This is a genomic window from Pseudarthrobacter polychromogenes (assembly GCF_014644495.1).
GTDB classification, from domain to species: domain Bacteria; phylum Actinomycetota; class Actinomycetes; order Actinomycetales; family Micrococcaceae; genus Arthrobacter; species Arthrobacter polychromogenes.
Map to the genome: position 1 here is coordinate 1 of NZ_BMKU01000008.1, position 14,771 is coordinate 14,771.

Annotated in this window: 14 protein-coding genes; 9 read left to right on the plus strand and 5 right to left on the minus strand. The window is 67.6% G+C overall.

The annotated features are described in order from the left end of the window. A partial coding sequence (locus IEX43_RS13160; RefSeq protein ID WP_188811694.1) for an IS110 family transposase occupies positions 1-147 on the minus strand: 147 nt, incomplete at its 3' end. A gap of 336 nt (positions 148-483) precedes the next feature. After that, positions 484-1,800, minus strand: coding sequence for a glutamyl-tRNA reductase (locus IEX43_RS13165; RefSeq protein WP_188727658.1), 1,317 nt, complete (start codon positions 1,798-1,800; stop codon positions 484-486). 158 nt (positions 1,801-1,958) lie between these two features. On the opposite strand from IEX43_RS13165, the gene hemE reads away from it, so the two are divergent. From hemE to hemL, 9 genes are all read left to right on the plus strand, one after another. After that, the gene (gene hemE, locus IEX43_RS13170; protein WP_188727661.1) at positions 1,959-3,053 is read left to right on the plus strand and encodes a uroporphyrinogen decarboxylase; all 1,095 of its coding nucleotides are present in this window, start codon (positions 1,959-1,961) and stop codon (positions 3,051-3,053) included. Between the two features lie 4 nt (positions 3,054-3,057). Beyond that, positions 3,058-4,518 carry a protoporphyrinogen oxidase gene (gene hemG / locus IEX43_RS13175; protein ID WP_188811696.1) on the plus strand — a complete coding sequence of 487 codons (1,461 nt, stop codon included), beginning with the start codon at positions 3,058-3,060 and terminating at the stop codon, positions 4,516-4,518. Positions 4,519-4,659: 141 nt separating this feature from the next. Further along, entirely contained in the window at positions 4,660-5,361 is a 702-nt protein-coding gene (hemQ, locus tag IEX43_RS13180; RefSeq protein ID WP_188811698.1) for a hydrogen peroxide-dependent heme synthase, read from the plus strand. Beyond that, on the plus strand, positions 5,358-6,632 hold the full coding sequence (locus tag IEX43_RS13185) for a ferrochelatase (protein WP_188811700.1): 1,275 nt from the start codon (positions 5,358-5,360) through the stop codon (positions 6,630-6,632). The genes hemQ and IEX43_RS13185 overlap by 4 nt, the downstream gene beginning before the upstream one ends. Further along, positions 6,629-7,627 carry a hydroxymethylbilane synthase gene (gene hemC / locus IEX43_RS13190; RefSeq protein WP_188811702.1) on the plus strand — a complete coding sequence of 333 codons (999 nt, stop codon included), beginning with the start codon at positions 6,629-6,631 and terminating at the stop codon, positions 7,625-7,627. The genes IEX43_RS13185 and hemC overlap by 4 nt, the downstream gene beginning before the upstream one ends. 61 nt (positions 7,628-7,688) lie before the next feature. Continuing rightward, the gene (locus IEX43_RS13195) at positions 7,689-8,576 is read left to right on the plus strand and encodes a uroporphyrinogen-III synthase (protein WP_188811704.1); all 888 of its coding nucleotides are present in this window, start codon (positions 7,689-7,691) and stop codon (positions 8,574-8,576) included. A 62-nt stretch (positions 8,577-8,638) separates the two neighbouring features. Then, positions 8,639-9,619, plus strand: coding sequence for a porphobilinogen synthase (gene hemB, locus IEX43_RS13200; RefSeq protein ID WP_188811706.1), 981 nt, complete (start codon positions 8,639-8,641; stop codon positions 9,617-9,619). Next, positions 9,619-10,728 (plus strand): LLM class flavin-dependent oxidoreductase, encoded by a 1,110-nt coding sequence (locus IEX43_RS13205; protein ID WP_188811708.1) that lies wholly within the window; start codon positions 9,619-9,621, stop codon positions 10,726-10,728. The genes hemB and IEX43_RS13205 overlap by 1 nt, the downstream gene beginning before the upstream one ends. A gap of 17 nt (positions 10,729-10,745) precedes the next feature. Further along, complete coding sequence (gene hemL, locus IEX43_RS13210; protein WP_188811710.1) at positions 10,746-12,077, plus strand: glutamate-1-semialdehyde 2,1-aminomutase; 1,332 nt, start codon at positions 10,746-10,748, stop codon at positions 12,075-12,077. A 113-nt stretch (positions 12,078-12,190) separates the two neighbouring features. Here the strand turns inward: hemL and IEX43_RS13215 are convergent, their stop codons facing one another. From IEX43_RS13215 to IEX43_RS13225, 3 genes are read right to left on the minus strand one after another with little or no spacing between them, the layout of a single operon-like run. Then, the gene (locus IEX43_RS13215) at positions 12,191-12,928 is read right to left on the minus strand and encodes an amino acid ABC transporter ATP-binding protein (protein ID WP_104185032.1); all 738 of its coding nucleotides are present in this window, start codon (positions 12,926-12,928) and stop codon (positions 12,191-12,193) included. Continuing rightward, on the minus strand, positions 12,925-13,689 hold the full coding sequence (locus tag IEX43_RS13220) for an amino acid ABC transporter permease (protein ID WP_066277429.1): 765 nt from the start codon (positions 13,687-13,689) through the stop codon (positions 12,925-12,927). The genes IEX43_RS13215 and IEX43_RS13220 overlap by 4 nt, the downstream gene beginning before the upstream one ends. A gap of 16 nt (positions 13,690-13,705) precedes the next feature. Continuing rightward, a complete protein-coding gene (locus IEX43_RS13225; RefSeq protein ID WP_104185175.1) occupies positions 13,706-14,641 on the minus strand; it encodes an ABC transporter substrate-binding protein in 936 nt (311 codons plus the stop codon). Positions 14,642-14,771: the final 130 nt, after the last annotated feature.

Here is a 14,771-nt window from a genome sequence, read left to right on the forward strand (position 1 = left end):
CAGGATTTCCCGGATCCTGGCCTCGTCGTTGGGCAGCGCCCGGTCCAGCAGCCTTTTCCCGGCCCGGTCCAAGGCAACGGCGTGATGCTCGCCCTTGCCAACATCCACACCAATGAACACTTCAACGTCGTCGTGGTTTCCGATCACCTGGCACCTCCAGTCGTAGTCCCTAACTCACGTACTGGCCCACCACGGTGTCAGGGCCCGGCACCCACGTTACGCACGACGTTCCAAAACCGTCCTGCCCCTATCAGCGGTTTCCCCGGCACCTACCAGCCCCAGGTGACAACACTCTCAGGATCATCGATCAACAGAGGGTCGCAATCATGCCCGGGACCGGCAGGCCAGCACACCCTCATCCTGCAACAGGAAACGGGCTACGAAAAAGGTAACGAGGGTGGGCGAGGAAAGCGCATCAAGGGAGAGAGCGTTGGCGAAAAGGGCGCAGGATGTGAGAGAGCGTCGCCCTGGGGGAGAGGCGCGTCAGGCGGTTTCGAGGCCCCGGTGGTCCACCGGGCATTCGGCCTGGGGGGCTGCGGCGGCCGGCTGCTCCACGGTGATGCCGTAAAGGGCTTCAAGGGCTGCAACGTAGTCGTCCTGCTGGCCGTTGGCGGCAAGCTCGCGGGCGCGCACCGTAGGTACATGCAGGAGCTGCTTGACCATGCGGCGGAGCGCGAATTCCACTTCCTCTGCGGCAGCCGTGCAGCCGTGCCGGGCCCTGACCTTTTCCATTTCCGCGTCCAGGACACTCATGGTGTGCCGGCGCAGGGCAACGATGGCGGAGTCCACGGACCGGACCTCGCGCTCGTGCTCGAAGGCCTTGGCGGCGCCGCTGACGATGCCGCTGGCCTGGGCCAGCGACTCGGCCTGCTCCTGGGGGGCCGCAAGGCGGACTGACTCCAGGGTGAGGAGCTCCACGCCGTCCAGTTCGCCAACCCCGGGGTCGAAGTCGTGGGTGAGTGCGAGGTCGATGGCAATCAGCGGCTGCGGGGAATCCGCCCGGACGTCAGCCAGTTCATCAGCTTCCACCCTGGTGTCGGAACCGCTGCAGCCGATCATCACGTCCGCCGCCGCCACGGCCGGCCGGAGTGATTCGGCGTCGAGGGCCGTGCCGCCCCGGGTTGCCACAAAACCTTCGGCGCGGCCGGAAGAGGAGAAAACGGAGATGTCGGTGCAGCCGCGTTCGCGCAAGAGGGCCATGGTAGCGCCGGCGTAGGCCCCCGTGCCGAAGACCACCACCTTCTTGCTGGACCAGTCCGGATTCTCGGACAGGTCCGTTGCCAGATCCAACGCGACGGAAACGATGGACAGGCCCCGGGAGCCGAGGGCGGTTTGCGCGCCGACATCCTTGGCCGTCTTGGAGGCCGCTTGGAACAGCCGGACGAGGCCGGAACTTGCCGTGCCTTCATGCTGGGCGGTAATAAGGGCCCGCCTGACCTGCCCGGCGATTTCGCGTTCTCCGACCACGGCGGAGTCCAGGCCTGCGCTGACGGCAAAGAGGTGCTGGCTGACTTCCGGACCGGTCCGGGTGCTGAAGGAGCGTGAGACGAGGGGTTCGCTCAGGCCGCTGACTTCGCTGATCTGGGCCACTAAAGCGGCGCGGGCAGCCTCCACATCGTCCGGATGGGGGGCCTCGCCATAGATTTCGTAGCGGTTGCAGGTGGCAAGGACAATGGCACCCGTCACTGCCGGCGATCCGGAGAGGGCGGATGTGGCGATCCCCGAAGAACCGCTGCTCAACTGAGCAACGGTCTCAAGATCGATGTCGGCGTGTGTAGCCACCAATGAAAAAAGAACCACAGCAGGACAATCATAGCTTTTTCGTTACTCGGTAGAACAACTCCAGGCGCGGACCGTCGCACGCGGAAGCTGTGATTCCTGCCACGGCGCGGCCGGAGCGCCTCGGGATGACACTTTGTCGTTATCTTTTGCAGCCGATTTTCGGCACAATCAGAGGCATGACTTCCAGCCCTGCCATGTCCCCTGCCGGCGCCCTCGCCGCAGACCACCCGCTGCTGGACGGCCGCACCGCAGATTCCCCGCTGATCACGGCCTACCGCGGAGGCAAACCGTCCCGACGCCCCGTCTGGTTCATGCGGCAGGCCGGACGCTCACTGCCCGAGTACCTCAAAGTCCGCGAAGGCGTCGCCATGCTGGACTCCTGCCTGCGCCCGGAGCTGGCTTCCGAGATCACGCTCCAGCCGGTCCGCCGCCACGACGTTGATGCGGGCATCTTCTTCTCCGACATCGTCATTCCCCTAAAGCTTGCCGGCGTAGGCGTGGACATCGTGCCTGGAGTGGGACCTGTCCTGGACACTCCGGTCCGCACTGCCGCAGATGTGGCAGCGTTGCCGCAGCTCACCTGGGAGTCACTGGAACCGATCCGCGAAGCGGTCCGCCTCACCGTGGCTGAACTCGGCAGCACCCCGCTGATCGGCTTCGCCGGCGCACCGTTCACGCTGGCTGCGTACATGGTGGAGGGCAGGCCGTCCCGTGACCATCTGGGCCCGCGCACCATGATGCACGCCGACCCCGAAACCTGGAACGCCTTGGCCAACTGGGCTGCAGACGCCTCCGGCATGTTCCTGCAGGCACAGCTTGAGGCCGGCGCCTCCGCAGCCCAGCTGTTCGACTCCTGGGCCGGTTCCCTGGGCCTGGCGGACTACACCAGGTATGTGGCGCCCGCCTCGGCACGAGCCCTGGACCATGTGCGGCACCTCGGCGCCCCGCTCATCCACTTCGGCACCGGCACGTCGGAGCTCCTGGTGGCTATGCGTGACGTGGGAGTGGACGTGGTGGGCGTTGACTACCGGCTGCCGCTCGATGAGGCCAACCGGCGGCTCGGCGGCACGGTACCGCTGCAGGGAAACATCGACCCCGCCCTGCTGCCGGCCCCGTGGGAAATCCTCGAGGCTCACGTCCGCGACGTCGTAGCCGCAGGCTCGGCGGCCCCCGGGCACGTGGTCAACCTGGGGCACGGCGTCCCGCCGGAGACTGATCCCGCCGTCCTCACGCGGGTGGTTGAACTCATCCACTCCATCTCCCCGGAGTAGTCCCATGGGCAGCATGCCGGCACAGACCCGGACCGCGCTGGTGCTGGGCGGCGGCATTTCGGGACTGCTGTCTGCCCGCGAGCTTACTTCCGCCGGTTATGAGGTCACAGTCCTGGAAGCCGGAACGGAATGGGGCGGTTGCGTGGGCAGCCACACCGTTGCCGGCCTGACCCTGGACAGCGGCGCGGAATCCTTCGCCACCCGTTCCGACGCCGTTGCACGGCTTGCCGGGGAGCTTGGCCTTGCCGGCAGCATTGTGCAGCCCCGGCCCGGGGGAGCCTGGGTCCAGCTTCCGGACGGCCCGCGCGAACTGCCCAAGACGGGCGTCCTGGGCATCCCGGCCAACCCCTGGGACCCGGAAGTCCGGAGGTCGTTGGGCCCCGTGGGAACCCTCCGGGCCACCCTGGACCGGTTCCTGCCGGCGTCGGTGGGGACGGCGGACGACGTCATCAGCGTCTCCGCCCTGGTGAAGGCACGCATGGGGAGCAGGGTCCTGGAGCGCCTGGTTGCCCCGGTTGTTGGCGGCGTGCACTCCGCGGATCCCGGACTGCTCGACGTCGACATGGTGGCTCCGGGGCTCCGCGCCGGAATCAGGCGGCACGGCTCCCTGGCCGCTGCGGTTTCCGCCCAGCGTCGCGCCGGCACAGGGTCACCTGCGAACGACGGCCGGAGCCAAGAGCCTGCGGCTCCGGCAAAGGCGGGCTCTGCCGTTGCCGGCCTTGAACGCGGCATGCACACCCTGGTCACCGCTTTGGTGGACGACCTCCGCGACCGGGGGGTGACGCTCCTGTCCGGCACGCCCGCCTCAGGTGTGGCCCGGACGCCTGAAGGGTGGCGGGTCAGCTCCCACGGAGCAACGTTCGACGCCGGCACGCTGGTTGTGGGGGTGGACGGTCCGGCCGCCGTCGACCTTTTGGAAGCCGCAGTCCCCGCCCTGGCGGGACGACGGCCGCCTGCAGGGCCGGACGTCAAGCTCGTCACACTCGTGGTCAACAAGCCCGAACTGGACCGCCGGCCGCGCGGCACAGGCATCCTGGTGGCGCCCCAGACCCCCGGCATTGAAGCGAAGGCCCTGACCCACGCCACCGGCAAATGGGATTGGCTGGCTGACGCGGCCGGCCCTGGCCGGCACGTGGTCAGGCTCTCGTATGGCCGAGTGGACGGGGCCGGCGGGCAGCCCGGCGGCCCGGACACCGACGAGGAACTCTTTGCCGCGTCCCTGCGGGATGCACAGGCCCTGCTGGGCGTGGCCATCGCCGCGGAGGACGTCGTGGACTGGGATGTGGTCCGGTGGCGGGGGTCCCTGCCCTTCGCCGCCGTGGGGCACCGCGCCCGCGTGGCGGAAATCCGGAAAGCCTGTGCCGCGGTGGGTAACCTGGCCGTCGTCGGCGGCTGGGTGGCCGGCAACGGGCTGGCCGCTGTGGTCTCCGACACGATTGAACAAATCCGGAACCTGGACCGCTAAATCCCCTGGCACTTCTTTCGACGGCCTTCGCCCGCTCCCTCAGCCACGGCATCGACCAGCAGATGTGACGTTGCGCACTTCTACGGCTTGTAGAAGTTGTTGGTTTCGACTTGGCGGGTACGAAGGGGCAAACTTGTAACCATGAGCCACACTTCTGCCGAATCTGTCACTAAAACCGAAGAATCAGCCGAGCAGTTTTTCACCCTCTGGACGGTATTCAAGCGCTCCGAAACCCTGATCCGCAGCGCCGACGCCGCCGCTGACTTCGAGGCCCTCCTGGAACGGCTGGCCCAGGCCGGCGTGACGCACCGCGGCAGCTACGATGTCTCCGCCATGCGGGCAGACGCTGACGTCATGGTGTGGCTCCACGGCCCCAAGCCGGAAGCGCTGCAGCAGGCCATCCGCGACATCCGCCGCAGCACCCTGTTTGCGGGCACCGAGATTGTCTGGTCCGCCATGGGCGTGCACCGTGAGGCAGAGTTCGCCAAGAACCACACGCCCGCATACTCCCGCGGGGTCGCACCGGCGGAATGGCTGTGCGTCTACCCGTTCGTCCGCTCCTACGAGTGGTACATCCTCCCTGAGGAAGAGCGGGGCGCAATGCTTCGGGAACACGGCCTCCTGGGCCGGGAGTTCCCGCAGGTCATCTCCAACACCGTTTCCTCGTTCGCCTTGGGCGACTGGGAATGGATCCTGGGCCTCGAGGCCCCCGAACTGGTGGACCTGGTGGACCTGATGCGCCACCTGCGCGCCACCGAGGCACGCAACCACGTCCGGGAGGAAGTCCCGTTCTACACCGGACGCCGGATTTCCCCGGCAGAAGTAGCGGAGGTGCTCGCATGAGCCAGCTTGACCCCACAAACGCCGGCGCCGTCGTCGCCAACCCTGTCACCGAGGCCGGGCGGATGGCACCCAAGAACTACGACGCCGTCCTCCTCGCCTCCTTCGGCGGGCCGGAAGGCCAGGAGGACGTCATCCCGTTCCTCCGCAACGTCACCCGCGGGCGCGGCATCCCGGATGAGCGGCTGGAGGAGGTCTCCCACCACTACCGCGCCAACGGCGGCATCAGCCCCATCAACCAGCAGAACCGGGAACTCAAGGCCGCCCTTGAGGCCGAACTTGCCGCCCGCGGCATCGAACTTCCGGTCCTCTGGGGCAACCGCAACTGGGCGCCGTACATTCCGCAGACCCTGCAGGACGCGTACGACGCCGGCCACCGCCGCCTCCTGATGATCACCACGAGTGCCTACTCCTGTTACTCCAGCTGCCGCCAGTACCGTGAGGACATCGGCATGGCGCTGACCGAAACCGGGCTGGACGGCCGGCTGGAAGTGGACAAGGTGCGCCAGTACTTCGACCACCCCGGGTTCGTGGAGCCCTTTGTTGAGGGCACCGCCGCCGGCCTCGCGGAAGTCCGGGAAAAGCTCGCAGCCGCAGGCACCCCCGATGCCCCGGTCCAGATCCTGTTCGCCACCCACTCCATCCCCACCCGGGATGCGGAGGCCGCAGGCCGCTCCGAAGGCGAACCCCGCGAATTCGCCGAAGGGTCCGCCTACGTGGCCCAGCACCTCGCCACGGCTGCCGCCGTCATCCAGCGCGTGGAAGAGGAATCAGGCCTGACGGCACCCTGGTCCCTGGTGTACCAGTCCCGGTCCGGGGCACCGCACGTGCCCTGGCTGGAGCCGGACATCAACGACGCCATCGAGGAACTGGCCGGCCAGGATGTCAAGGGAATCGTCATCGTCCCGCTCGGCTTCGTCAGTGACCACATGGAAGTTGTCTGGGACCTGGACACCGAAGCCCTGGAAACCTGCGCCAACCTGGGGCTGACCGCCACGCGCGTCCCCACACCCGGCACGCACCGCAAGTTCGTCAACGGCATGGTGGACCTGATTTCGGAGCGGACGGCGGCCAACAATATCGCTGACCGCCCGGCGCTGACGGACCTCGGCCCCTGGTACGACGTCTGCCGGCCGGGGTGCTGCCAGAACTTCCGGGGCGAAAAGCCCACCATTGCCGGTGCGGACACCACCGTGGGCACCGGGCATGACGCCTATCCCGGCGAAGCCGGCGCCAGCCAGCCAGCGGCGGCCGGGGGAGCGCCGCAGCAGTGACGGTCCGGATCGGCACCCGCGCCAGCAAACTGGCGCTTACCCAGACGCAGCAGACCGCGGACCAGCTGGCCGCCGTCGGAGGCTTTCCGGTGGAGCTCGTCCACATCCGGACCGACGGCGATGTCCTGACCGGCTCGCTCTCCCAGATGGGCGGCACCGGCGTTTTTGTCGCCGCCCTGCGGGATGCGCTGCTGCGCAACGAATGCGACGTGGCCATCCACTCGCTCAAGGACCTGCCCACCGGCGCGGCCGTCGGGCTCAGCCTCGCGGCCACGCCGCGGCGGGTGGATGTCCGCGACGTCCTGTGCGCCCGGGACGGACTGAAACTGGCTGACCTCCCCAACGGCGCACGGGTGGGTACCGGCTCGCCCCGGCGCGCCGCCCAGCTTCGCGCCGCACGGCCGGACCTGGAGATCATCGACATCCGCGGCAACGTGGACACCCGCCTGGGCCGCGTCCCCGGGCTGCCGGGCAACACCATCACCGACGTGGTACCCGGCAAGTCCTGCGACCTGGACGCCGTGGTGCTGGCCGCCGCAGGCCTGGAACGCATCAGCAGGCTGGACACCGTCAGCGAGTTCCTCGAAACCGACGTTATGCTTCCCGCCGCCGGGCAGGGGTCGCTGGCCATCGAATGCCGCACGGCTGACGCTCCGGCCCGCCCCGGCTCTGCCGAAGGCTCCAGGGACGTGCTGGCCCAGGCTCTCAGTGCACTCGACGATCCGGATACACGGCTCGCGGTCACGGCTGAACGCGCCCTGCTGGCACGGCTGGAGGCCGGCTGCGCAGCACCGGTTGGCGCCTACGCCTTCCGTAAGGGCAGCATGCTTTACCTGGAAGCCGTGGTGTGCGCCGTGGACGGCACGGCCTCGGTCCGGGACAAGCGCGCAACCGACGGCCTCACGGAGGTGGGTGCCACGCTGCTCGGCATTGAACTGGCCGAAGTCCTGCTGGCCGCCGGTGCCGCGGACATCGCGGACCTCCAGGCCTCCTGATTCCGGCCATGCGATTGCCTGTCCAATGCATCCGGCAGGGCCGGCCGGGACGCGGGTAAACATGCAGGAGAAGGATCTGCCGCGGGAGCGGCTACTGGCCGGGGCGCGGGTATTGATCACGCGCAGCCCGGAGCGGTCGCTGCCGCTCGTGGACGCGCTGCAGGATGCAGGTGCCAGCGCATTCCTCCTGCCGTTGATCGACTTCGAACGTGCACCGGACCAGCACTCCCTCGATGTGGCCTGCGATGCCCTCGGTGCCGCGGCATTCGACTGGCTGGTGGTCAGCAGCGCCACCACAGTCCATGTACTCACGGCCAAAGCCGCCGAACGTGGACTGGTGCCTGCCCAGTGGATCCCGGCCCGCACCCGCATAGCCGCGGTGGGGGCGGCAACGCGCAGGCTCCTGGAGGACCGGGGGCTTGCCGTGTCACTGACACCAGCGGATGACCAGTCCGCGGCAGGCCTGCTCGCTGTGTGGCCGGGTGGGGACGGCAAGGTTCTGCTGCCGCAGGCGGACATCGCGTCGCCGCGCCTGGCGGAAGGCTTGTCGGCAGCCGGAAGCACCGTGACGGCAGTGACCGCATACCGCACGGTCGACTACCCCGCCGCGGCGGAGCGCAGGCTGGCCATCCCGGCGGAAGGCGGGGGAGCGGACTTGCAGCCGCCGTCGTACGCCCTGCTGACACCTGAAGACGCCGCAGCTGAGCTGGCGGACGGCCGCCTCGACGCCGTCATTGCAGCTTCCCCCAGCGCCGCCCGGCGCATCCATGCGCTGTCCCCGCTGCTCGGGTGCCGGTTCGTGGCCATCGGGCGTTCGACGGCGGACCAGGCCGCCGCGCTTGGCATGCCGGTGGCTGCCATCGCGGCTGAGCCGTCGCCGGCAGGGCTTGTAGCTGCCGTCGCGGCAGCACTCCTCACGACGGAGGATGCCGGCGGAGAACCACCCTGACGCGCGGGACGCCCGCCAGCGGCCACCCACTCACCGCCCGAACCAACGCCAAGGACAGGACCATGACTTTTCCCAGCCACCGCCCCCGCCGCCTGCGCACCACGCCCGCCATGCGCCGGCTGACCGCCGAAACCCGCCTGGCGCCGGCGGAACTCATCCTTCCCGCCTTCATCCGTGAAGGCCTCACGGAACCCAACCCCATCACCTCCATGCCGGGCGTTGTCCAGCACACCACGGAAACCCTGAAGCGTGCTGCTGCTGAAGCGGTGGAACTCGGGCTGGGCGGCATCATGCTGTTCGGCATCCCGGAAAACCGGGACGCCCAGGGAACGGCGTCCCTTGACCCGGATGGCGTCCTGAACAAGGCCATCAGGGACGTGCGCGCCGAGGTGGGAGACGACCTGGTGGTCATGAGCGATGTGTGCCTGGATGAGTTCACGGACCACGGCCACTGCGGCGTGCTCGACGCCGACGGGTACGTGGACAACGACCGCACCGTGGAGATCTACGCACGCATGGCCGTGGCCCAGGCTGACGCCGGCGCCCACATGCTGGGCCCCTCCGGCATGATGGACGGCCAAATCGCCGCCATCCGTGCCGCCCTGGACGGTGCGGGCCACACCAGCACGTCCGTCATCGCGTACTCCGCCAAGTACGCCTCCGCCTTCTACGGCCCGTTCCGCGAAGCTGTCGACTCCCAGTTGAAGGGCGACCGGCGGACCTACCAGATGGACGCCGGCAACCGCACCGAAGCCCTTCGCGAGGTGGAGCTGGACCTCGCAGAAGGGGCCGACATCGTGATGGTCAAACCCGCCATGAGCTACCTGGACATCGTGGCCGACGTCGCCGCCATGAGCCCGGTCCCCGTGGCCGCCTACCAGATCTCCGGCGAGTACGCCATGATCGAGGCCGCTGCCGCCAACGGCTGGATCGACCGGCGCTCCGCCATCACCGAGTCCGTGCTGGGCATCCGGCGCGCCGGCGCCCACATGGTGCTGACCTACTGGGCCGCAGAACTGGCCGGCTGGCTGAAGGAGTCCTGATGGCCAACACACCGGCTGCCCGACCCGCAGCGGTTCCCGAGAGTCCCACCGCCCCGGTTGGACCTGGCCGGATCCTCCTGGGCCTGAACACGTTTGGCGATGTTGGTGAGAACCCGGACGGAAGCCCGCAGCCGCATGCCCGGGTGCTGCGCCAGCTGCTCGAAGAGGCCCAACTGGCGGACGCCGTCGGACTCCATGCCTTTGGCGTCGGCGAGCACCACCGCAAGGACTACGCGGTGTCCGCGCCGGAAGTCTTCCTCGCCGCCGCTGCGGCCCGCACCACCCGGATCCGGCTGGGCTCGGCTGTCACCGTCCTGAGCTCCGATGATCCCATCAGGGTGTTCCAGCGGTTCGCCACCGTGGACGCCATCTCCAGCGGCCGTGCCGAAGTCATGCTGGGCCGCGGCTCCTTCATCGAATCGTTTCCGCTGTTCGGTCTGGACCTGGCCGACTATGAGGTCCTGTTCGAGGAAAAACTCGAGCTGTTCGACAAGGTCCGGGCGCAGAAGCCGGTGCACTGGGAAGGCCGCACCAGGCCGGCCGTGTCCGGGCTGAGCGTGTACCCGCCGCTGGAGCGCCACCTGCTGCCCACCTGGATCGGAGTGGGCGGCACACCGGAATCCGTGCTGCGCTGCGCCCAGTACGGCTATCCCATCATCTTCGCCATCATCGGCGGGCAACCCCGCGCCTTCCGCCCGCTCGTTGACCTGTACCGGGAAGCCATGGCCAAGTACGGCCACCCCATGCAGCAGGTGGCCACCCATTCACCCGGACACGTGGCTGACACCGACGAGCAGGCCCGCGAGGAGCTCTTCCCCCACTGGCTGAAGCTGCGGAACAAGCTTGGCGCCGAGCGGGGCTGGGGACCGGCGGGGAGGGGCGAGTTCGACGCCCTGTGCGCACCCGAGGGCGCCCTCTACGTCGGCTCGCCCGAAACTGTGGCCCGGAAGATCGTCCTGCTCAAGCAAAACCTGGGCGTCGACCGGTTCGACCTGAAATACAGCAACGGGCCGCTGCCGCACTCCGCCATGATGCGCTCCATTGAGCTGATGGGCACGGCGGTGGCACCCCGCGTGGCAGAACTGCTGGCCGATTCACCGGCCCGCTAACTGAGAGAATAGGAACCATGACTTCCAGCAACCCTCGCAACGAGGAACTTTTCGACCGCGCCCGCCAGCTCATGCCGGGCGGGGTCAACTCCCCGGTCCGTGCCTTCGGGTCCGTGGGAGGTACTCCGCGCTTCATGGTCTCCGCCAAGGGGCCGTACCTGACCGACGCCGACGGCAAGGAATATGTGGACCTGGTGTGCTCATGGGGTCCGGCGCTGCTGGGCCACGCGCACCCCGCTGTGCTGGATGCGGTGCACGCAGCCGTGGACCGCGGCCTGTCCTTCGGCGCCTCCACCCCGGATGAGGCGAACCTGGCCGAGATCGTCAAGGAACGCGTTCCCGCCGTCGAACGCCTCCGGATGGTGTCCACCGGCACCGAGGCCACCATGACCGCCGTCCGCCTGGCGCGCGGCTTCACGGGACGCAACCTCATCATCAAGTTCGCCGGCTGTTACCACGGCCACCTGGACGGCCTCCTTGCCGCCGCAGGTTCCGGCGTCGCCACCCTCGCCCTGCCCGGCTCCGCAGGTGTCACGGAGGCCACCGCCGCCGAAACCCTGGTGCTGCCGTACAACGACCTCACTGCCGTCAAGGAAGCCTTCGCCGCGCACGGGCAGAACATCGCGGCCGTGATCACCGAAGCCGCCCCCGCCAACATGGGCGTGGTGACCCCGGGGGAGGGCTTCAACCTCGGCCTGTCCCGCATCACCCGTGAACACGGGGCACTGCTCATCGTGGATGAGGTGCTCACCGGTTTCCGTACCGGCTACTCAGGCTACTGGGGGCTTACCGGCGGAGCGCCGGACGCCGCCGAGCCGTGGACCCCGGACCTGCTCACCTTCGGCAAGGTCATCGGCGGAGGAATGCCGACGGCGGCCCTCGGCGGACGTGCCGACGTCATGGACTACCTGGCACCCACGGGTCCCGTCTACCAGGCCGGAACGCTCTCCGGAAACCCGGTGGCGATGGCGGCCGGTGTGGCCACCCTGACCCATGCCACCCGGGACGTTTACTCCTTTATCGATGTCCGCTCGCTGGAACTTTCCTCGGCACTGTCCAGCGCCCTGGACTCCGCCGGGGTGGACCACTCCATCCAGTTCGCCGGCAACCTCTTCTCGGTGGCCTTCGGCACCTCGGCCAACGGGGTCCACAACTACGCCGACGCCCAGGCGCAGGAAAGCTTCCGCTACGCGCCGTTCTTCCACTCGATGCTGGAGGCCGGGGTATACCTGCCGCCGTCGGTGTTCGAAGCCTGGTTCCTCTCCGCCGCACACGATGACACCGCGATGAACCGGATCTTCGACGCACTGCCGGCTGCAGCGAAGGCCGCCGCCGCGGCGCAAGTCTAGCTCCGGCGTCGTTTTTTCAACAAGGAAATCCCCGCCTTCCGGACAAATCCCCCTGGCGTGCAAGGGGGAAAAGTCCAGGAGGCGGGGATTTCTGGCTGTGCCTGCCTGTGAACCTAGAGGACGTCCGAGAGGAAGCCCTTCAGCCGGTCCGTCCGGGGCGCGGTGAAGATCTGCTCCGGCGGGCCGGATTCCACCACAACGCCGGCATCCATGAAGGTCACGGTGTCCGACACGTTGCGGGAGAATCCCATCTCGTGGGTTACGACCACCATGGTCATGCCGCCCTTCGCCAGGTCCGCCATCAGCGCCAGGACGCCTTTGACGAGCTCCGGGTCAAGGGCAGAGGTCGCCTCATCGAAGAACATGACCTCAGGCTTCATGGCCAGGGCCCGGGCAATGGCCACACGCTGCTGCTGGCCGCCGGAAAGGTTGGCCGGGCGGGAGTCGGCCTTGTGCTTCAGGCCCACCAGGTCCAGCTGTTCCAGGGCTTCGGCGCGGGCCTGCTCCTTGGACAGCTTCCGCAGCTTCCGCAGCGCCAAGGACACATTGTCCACCACCGTTTTGTGCGGGAACAGGTTGAACTGCTGGAACACCATGCCGATCCGCTGGCGGAGTTCGTCAGGGTTGTCCTTCAGTACCGAACGGCCGTCCAGGAGGATGTCGCCCTGGTCGGGTTCGATCAGCCGGTTCATCACGCGCAACAGCGTGGACTTGCCGGATCCTGACGGGCCGATCACAGAGGCCGTGGTGCCCTTCTCCACATGCAGGTCAATGCCGCGGAGAACATGGTTGTGGCCGAAGGAAAGGTGCAGGTTCTTGCCGGTCAGGGTTCCGGAAGCGAATTCCGTCATGCCTGTGCCCCCTTGCCGATAGGCGCTGCCAGCTCGTCCGGTTCCTTCTTTTCCGGCTTGCCGGTGCGCAGCCGGTTGTCGATGAAGTTCACGAAGTGCGTCAGCGGGACGGTCAGGATCAGGTACAGCACCCCGGCGGCCACCAGCGGAGACAGGTTTCCGGTATTGGCCATGGCGTCATTTCCGATCCGGAAAATTTCCCGGTCGGAAGCCGCGAGTCCGAGCATGAACACCAGCGACGAATCCTTCAGCAGCGAGATGAACTGGTTGACCAGTGCGGGCAGGACCCGCCGGATTCCCTGCGGCACCACCACCAGGCGCATGGAACTGCCGTAGCTGAATCCCAGCGCCCGGGATGCCTCAAGCTGGCCCTTCTCAACGCTCTGGATACCCGAACGGAAAATTTCACCGATGTAGGCAGCCGCGATCAGGGTCAGGGCGAGGATGCCCAGGGGGTACGGGTTCCGGGACCCGGTGATTTCCCTGGCGATGGGGCTGAGCCCGATGCCGATGACCAGGATCACCAGGATGGCGGGCAGGCCACGGAAGATGTCGGTATAGATACGTGCCACCCACCGGGCTCCCGCGTTGCGGGAAATGCCCATCATGGCCAGCGCGAGTCCCAGCAGGGAACCGAAGATGCCGGAAGCCACAGCCAGTATCAGCGTGTTGGGCAGGCCCACCATGAGCAGGGCGGGAATGACTTTGGCCATTTCCTCCCAGTTGAAGAAAGTGTCAGCCAGTTGGTCCAAGAGATCCATAAACGTCCCGGCTCAATCAGTTCTGCGGAACCGTGGCGGCCTTGCTGCCCGGCTTCCAGTCGGCCGGCATCTCGCGGTCCGGGTACCACTCCTTGGTCAGCTTGGACCAGGTTCCGTCGGCGATTACGGCGTCAAGGCCGGAGTTCAGCGCATCGATCAGCGGCTGGTTGTCCTTGGCCACGGCGTAGGCAGTGAAGTTCTGCGTGTTGACGACGGATTCGGCAATGACGGTGCCGTCGCCTTCCTTGACCTGGCCGGTCGCCTGCTGGGACGGCGCCACCCAGGCGTCCACCTGGCCGTTGCGCACGTTGGCGTACACGGTGGCGTAGTCCGGGAAGCGGATCGGCTCGAGCTTAAGGGTGTTGGTGACGTAATCGTCCTGGACGGTGCCCTGGACCACGCCGATGCGAAGGTCGCCGGTGAGGTCGTCGAAGCCCTTGACGTCGCTGTCGGTCTTGGCAACCACGGCCATGAAGCCAAAGTCGTAACCGTTGGTGAAGCCGACGTTCTGGCGGCGGGCGTCCGTGGTGGAGATGGAGGAGGATCCGACGTCGAACTGTTTGGTCTGCACCTGGGACAGGAGCGCCGAGAAATCTGTGGCCACGAATTCGACCTCAAGGCCGAGTTCGCCGGCGATCGCGCGCAGCAGTTCGTTGTCGTAGCCCGTGAACTTGCCCGAGGGGTCGATGAAGATGTTCGGCGGGGCGTCGGACAGGGTGCCCACCTCAAGCTTGCCTTCGGTGTTCAGGCCCAGCTTGGTCGTGTCGATCTGGTCGACCGGGGTGACGTCGGCGGTGGTGTACTTGTCCAGCGTCTGCTGGTCGCTGCCGGCGAGGGCGTCCGTGGGCGTCCCTGTAGGCTCGGCGGAGCCTGAGCCGCACGCGGCGAGGGAGGCAGCCAGGGCGAGCGCCACGGGAGCCGTGGTGAGCCACTTCATCGCTTTGATTTTCATCAAGTTTTCGCTTTCATCTGAGTCATTAGTCAACCGGGCCGCGAGGCTGCGCTGGTGGCGCCTGGCACCTGCCCGGCGCTGTTCAAGCACTGCAAGGCAGGGGTGACCGCAAAACTTTATTCTCTCACCT

Excerpts from the sequence above, each read along its gene's own strand:
- hemG (WP_188811696.1), top strand. The coding sequence starts at position 3,058 with ATGGGCAGCATGCCGGCACAGACCCGGACCGCGCTGGTGCTGGGCGGC.
- IEX43_RS13220 (WP_066277429.1), bottom strand. The coding sequence starts at position 13,689 with ATGGATCTCTTGGACCAACTGGCTGACACTTTCTTCAACTGGGAGGAA.
- IEX43_RS13205 (WP_188811708.1), top strand. The coding sequence starts at position 9,619 with ATGGCCAACACACCGGCTGCCCGACCCGCAGCGGTTCCCGAGAGTCCC.
- hemQ (WP_188811698.1), top strand. The coding sequence starts at position 4,660 with ATGAGCCACACTTCTGCCGAATCTGTCACTAAAACCGAAGAATCAGCC.
- IEX43_RS13225 (WP_104185175.1), bottom strand. The coding sequence starts at position 14,641 with ATGAAAATCAAAGCGATGAAGTGGCTCACCACGGCTCCCGTGGCGCTC.
- IEX43_RS13195 (WP_188811704.1), top strand. The coding sequence starts at position 7,689 with ATGCAGGAGAAGGATCTGCCGCGGGAGCGGCTACTGGCCGGGGCGCGG.
- hemL (WP_188811710.1), top strand. The coding sequence starts at position 10,746 with ATGACTTCCAGCAACCCTCGCAACGAGGAACTTTTCGACCGCGCCCGC.
- IEX43_RS13215 (WP_104185032.1), bottom strand. The coding sequence starts at position 12,928 with ATGACGGAATTCGCTTCCGGAACCCTGACCGGCAAGAACCTGCACCTT.
- IEX43_RS13185 (WP_188811700.1), top strand. The coding sequence starts at position 5,358 with ATGAGCCAGCTTGACCCCACAAACGCCGGCGCCGTCGTCGCCAACCCT.
- hemE (WP_188727661.1), top strand. The coding sequence starts at position 1,959 with ATGACTTCCAGCCCTGCCATGTCCCCTGCCGGCGCCCTCGCCGCAGAC.
- hemB (WP_188811706.1), top strand. The coding sequence starts at position 8,639 with ATGACTTTTCCCAGCCACCGCCCCCGCCGCCTGCGCACCACGCCCGCC.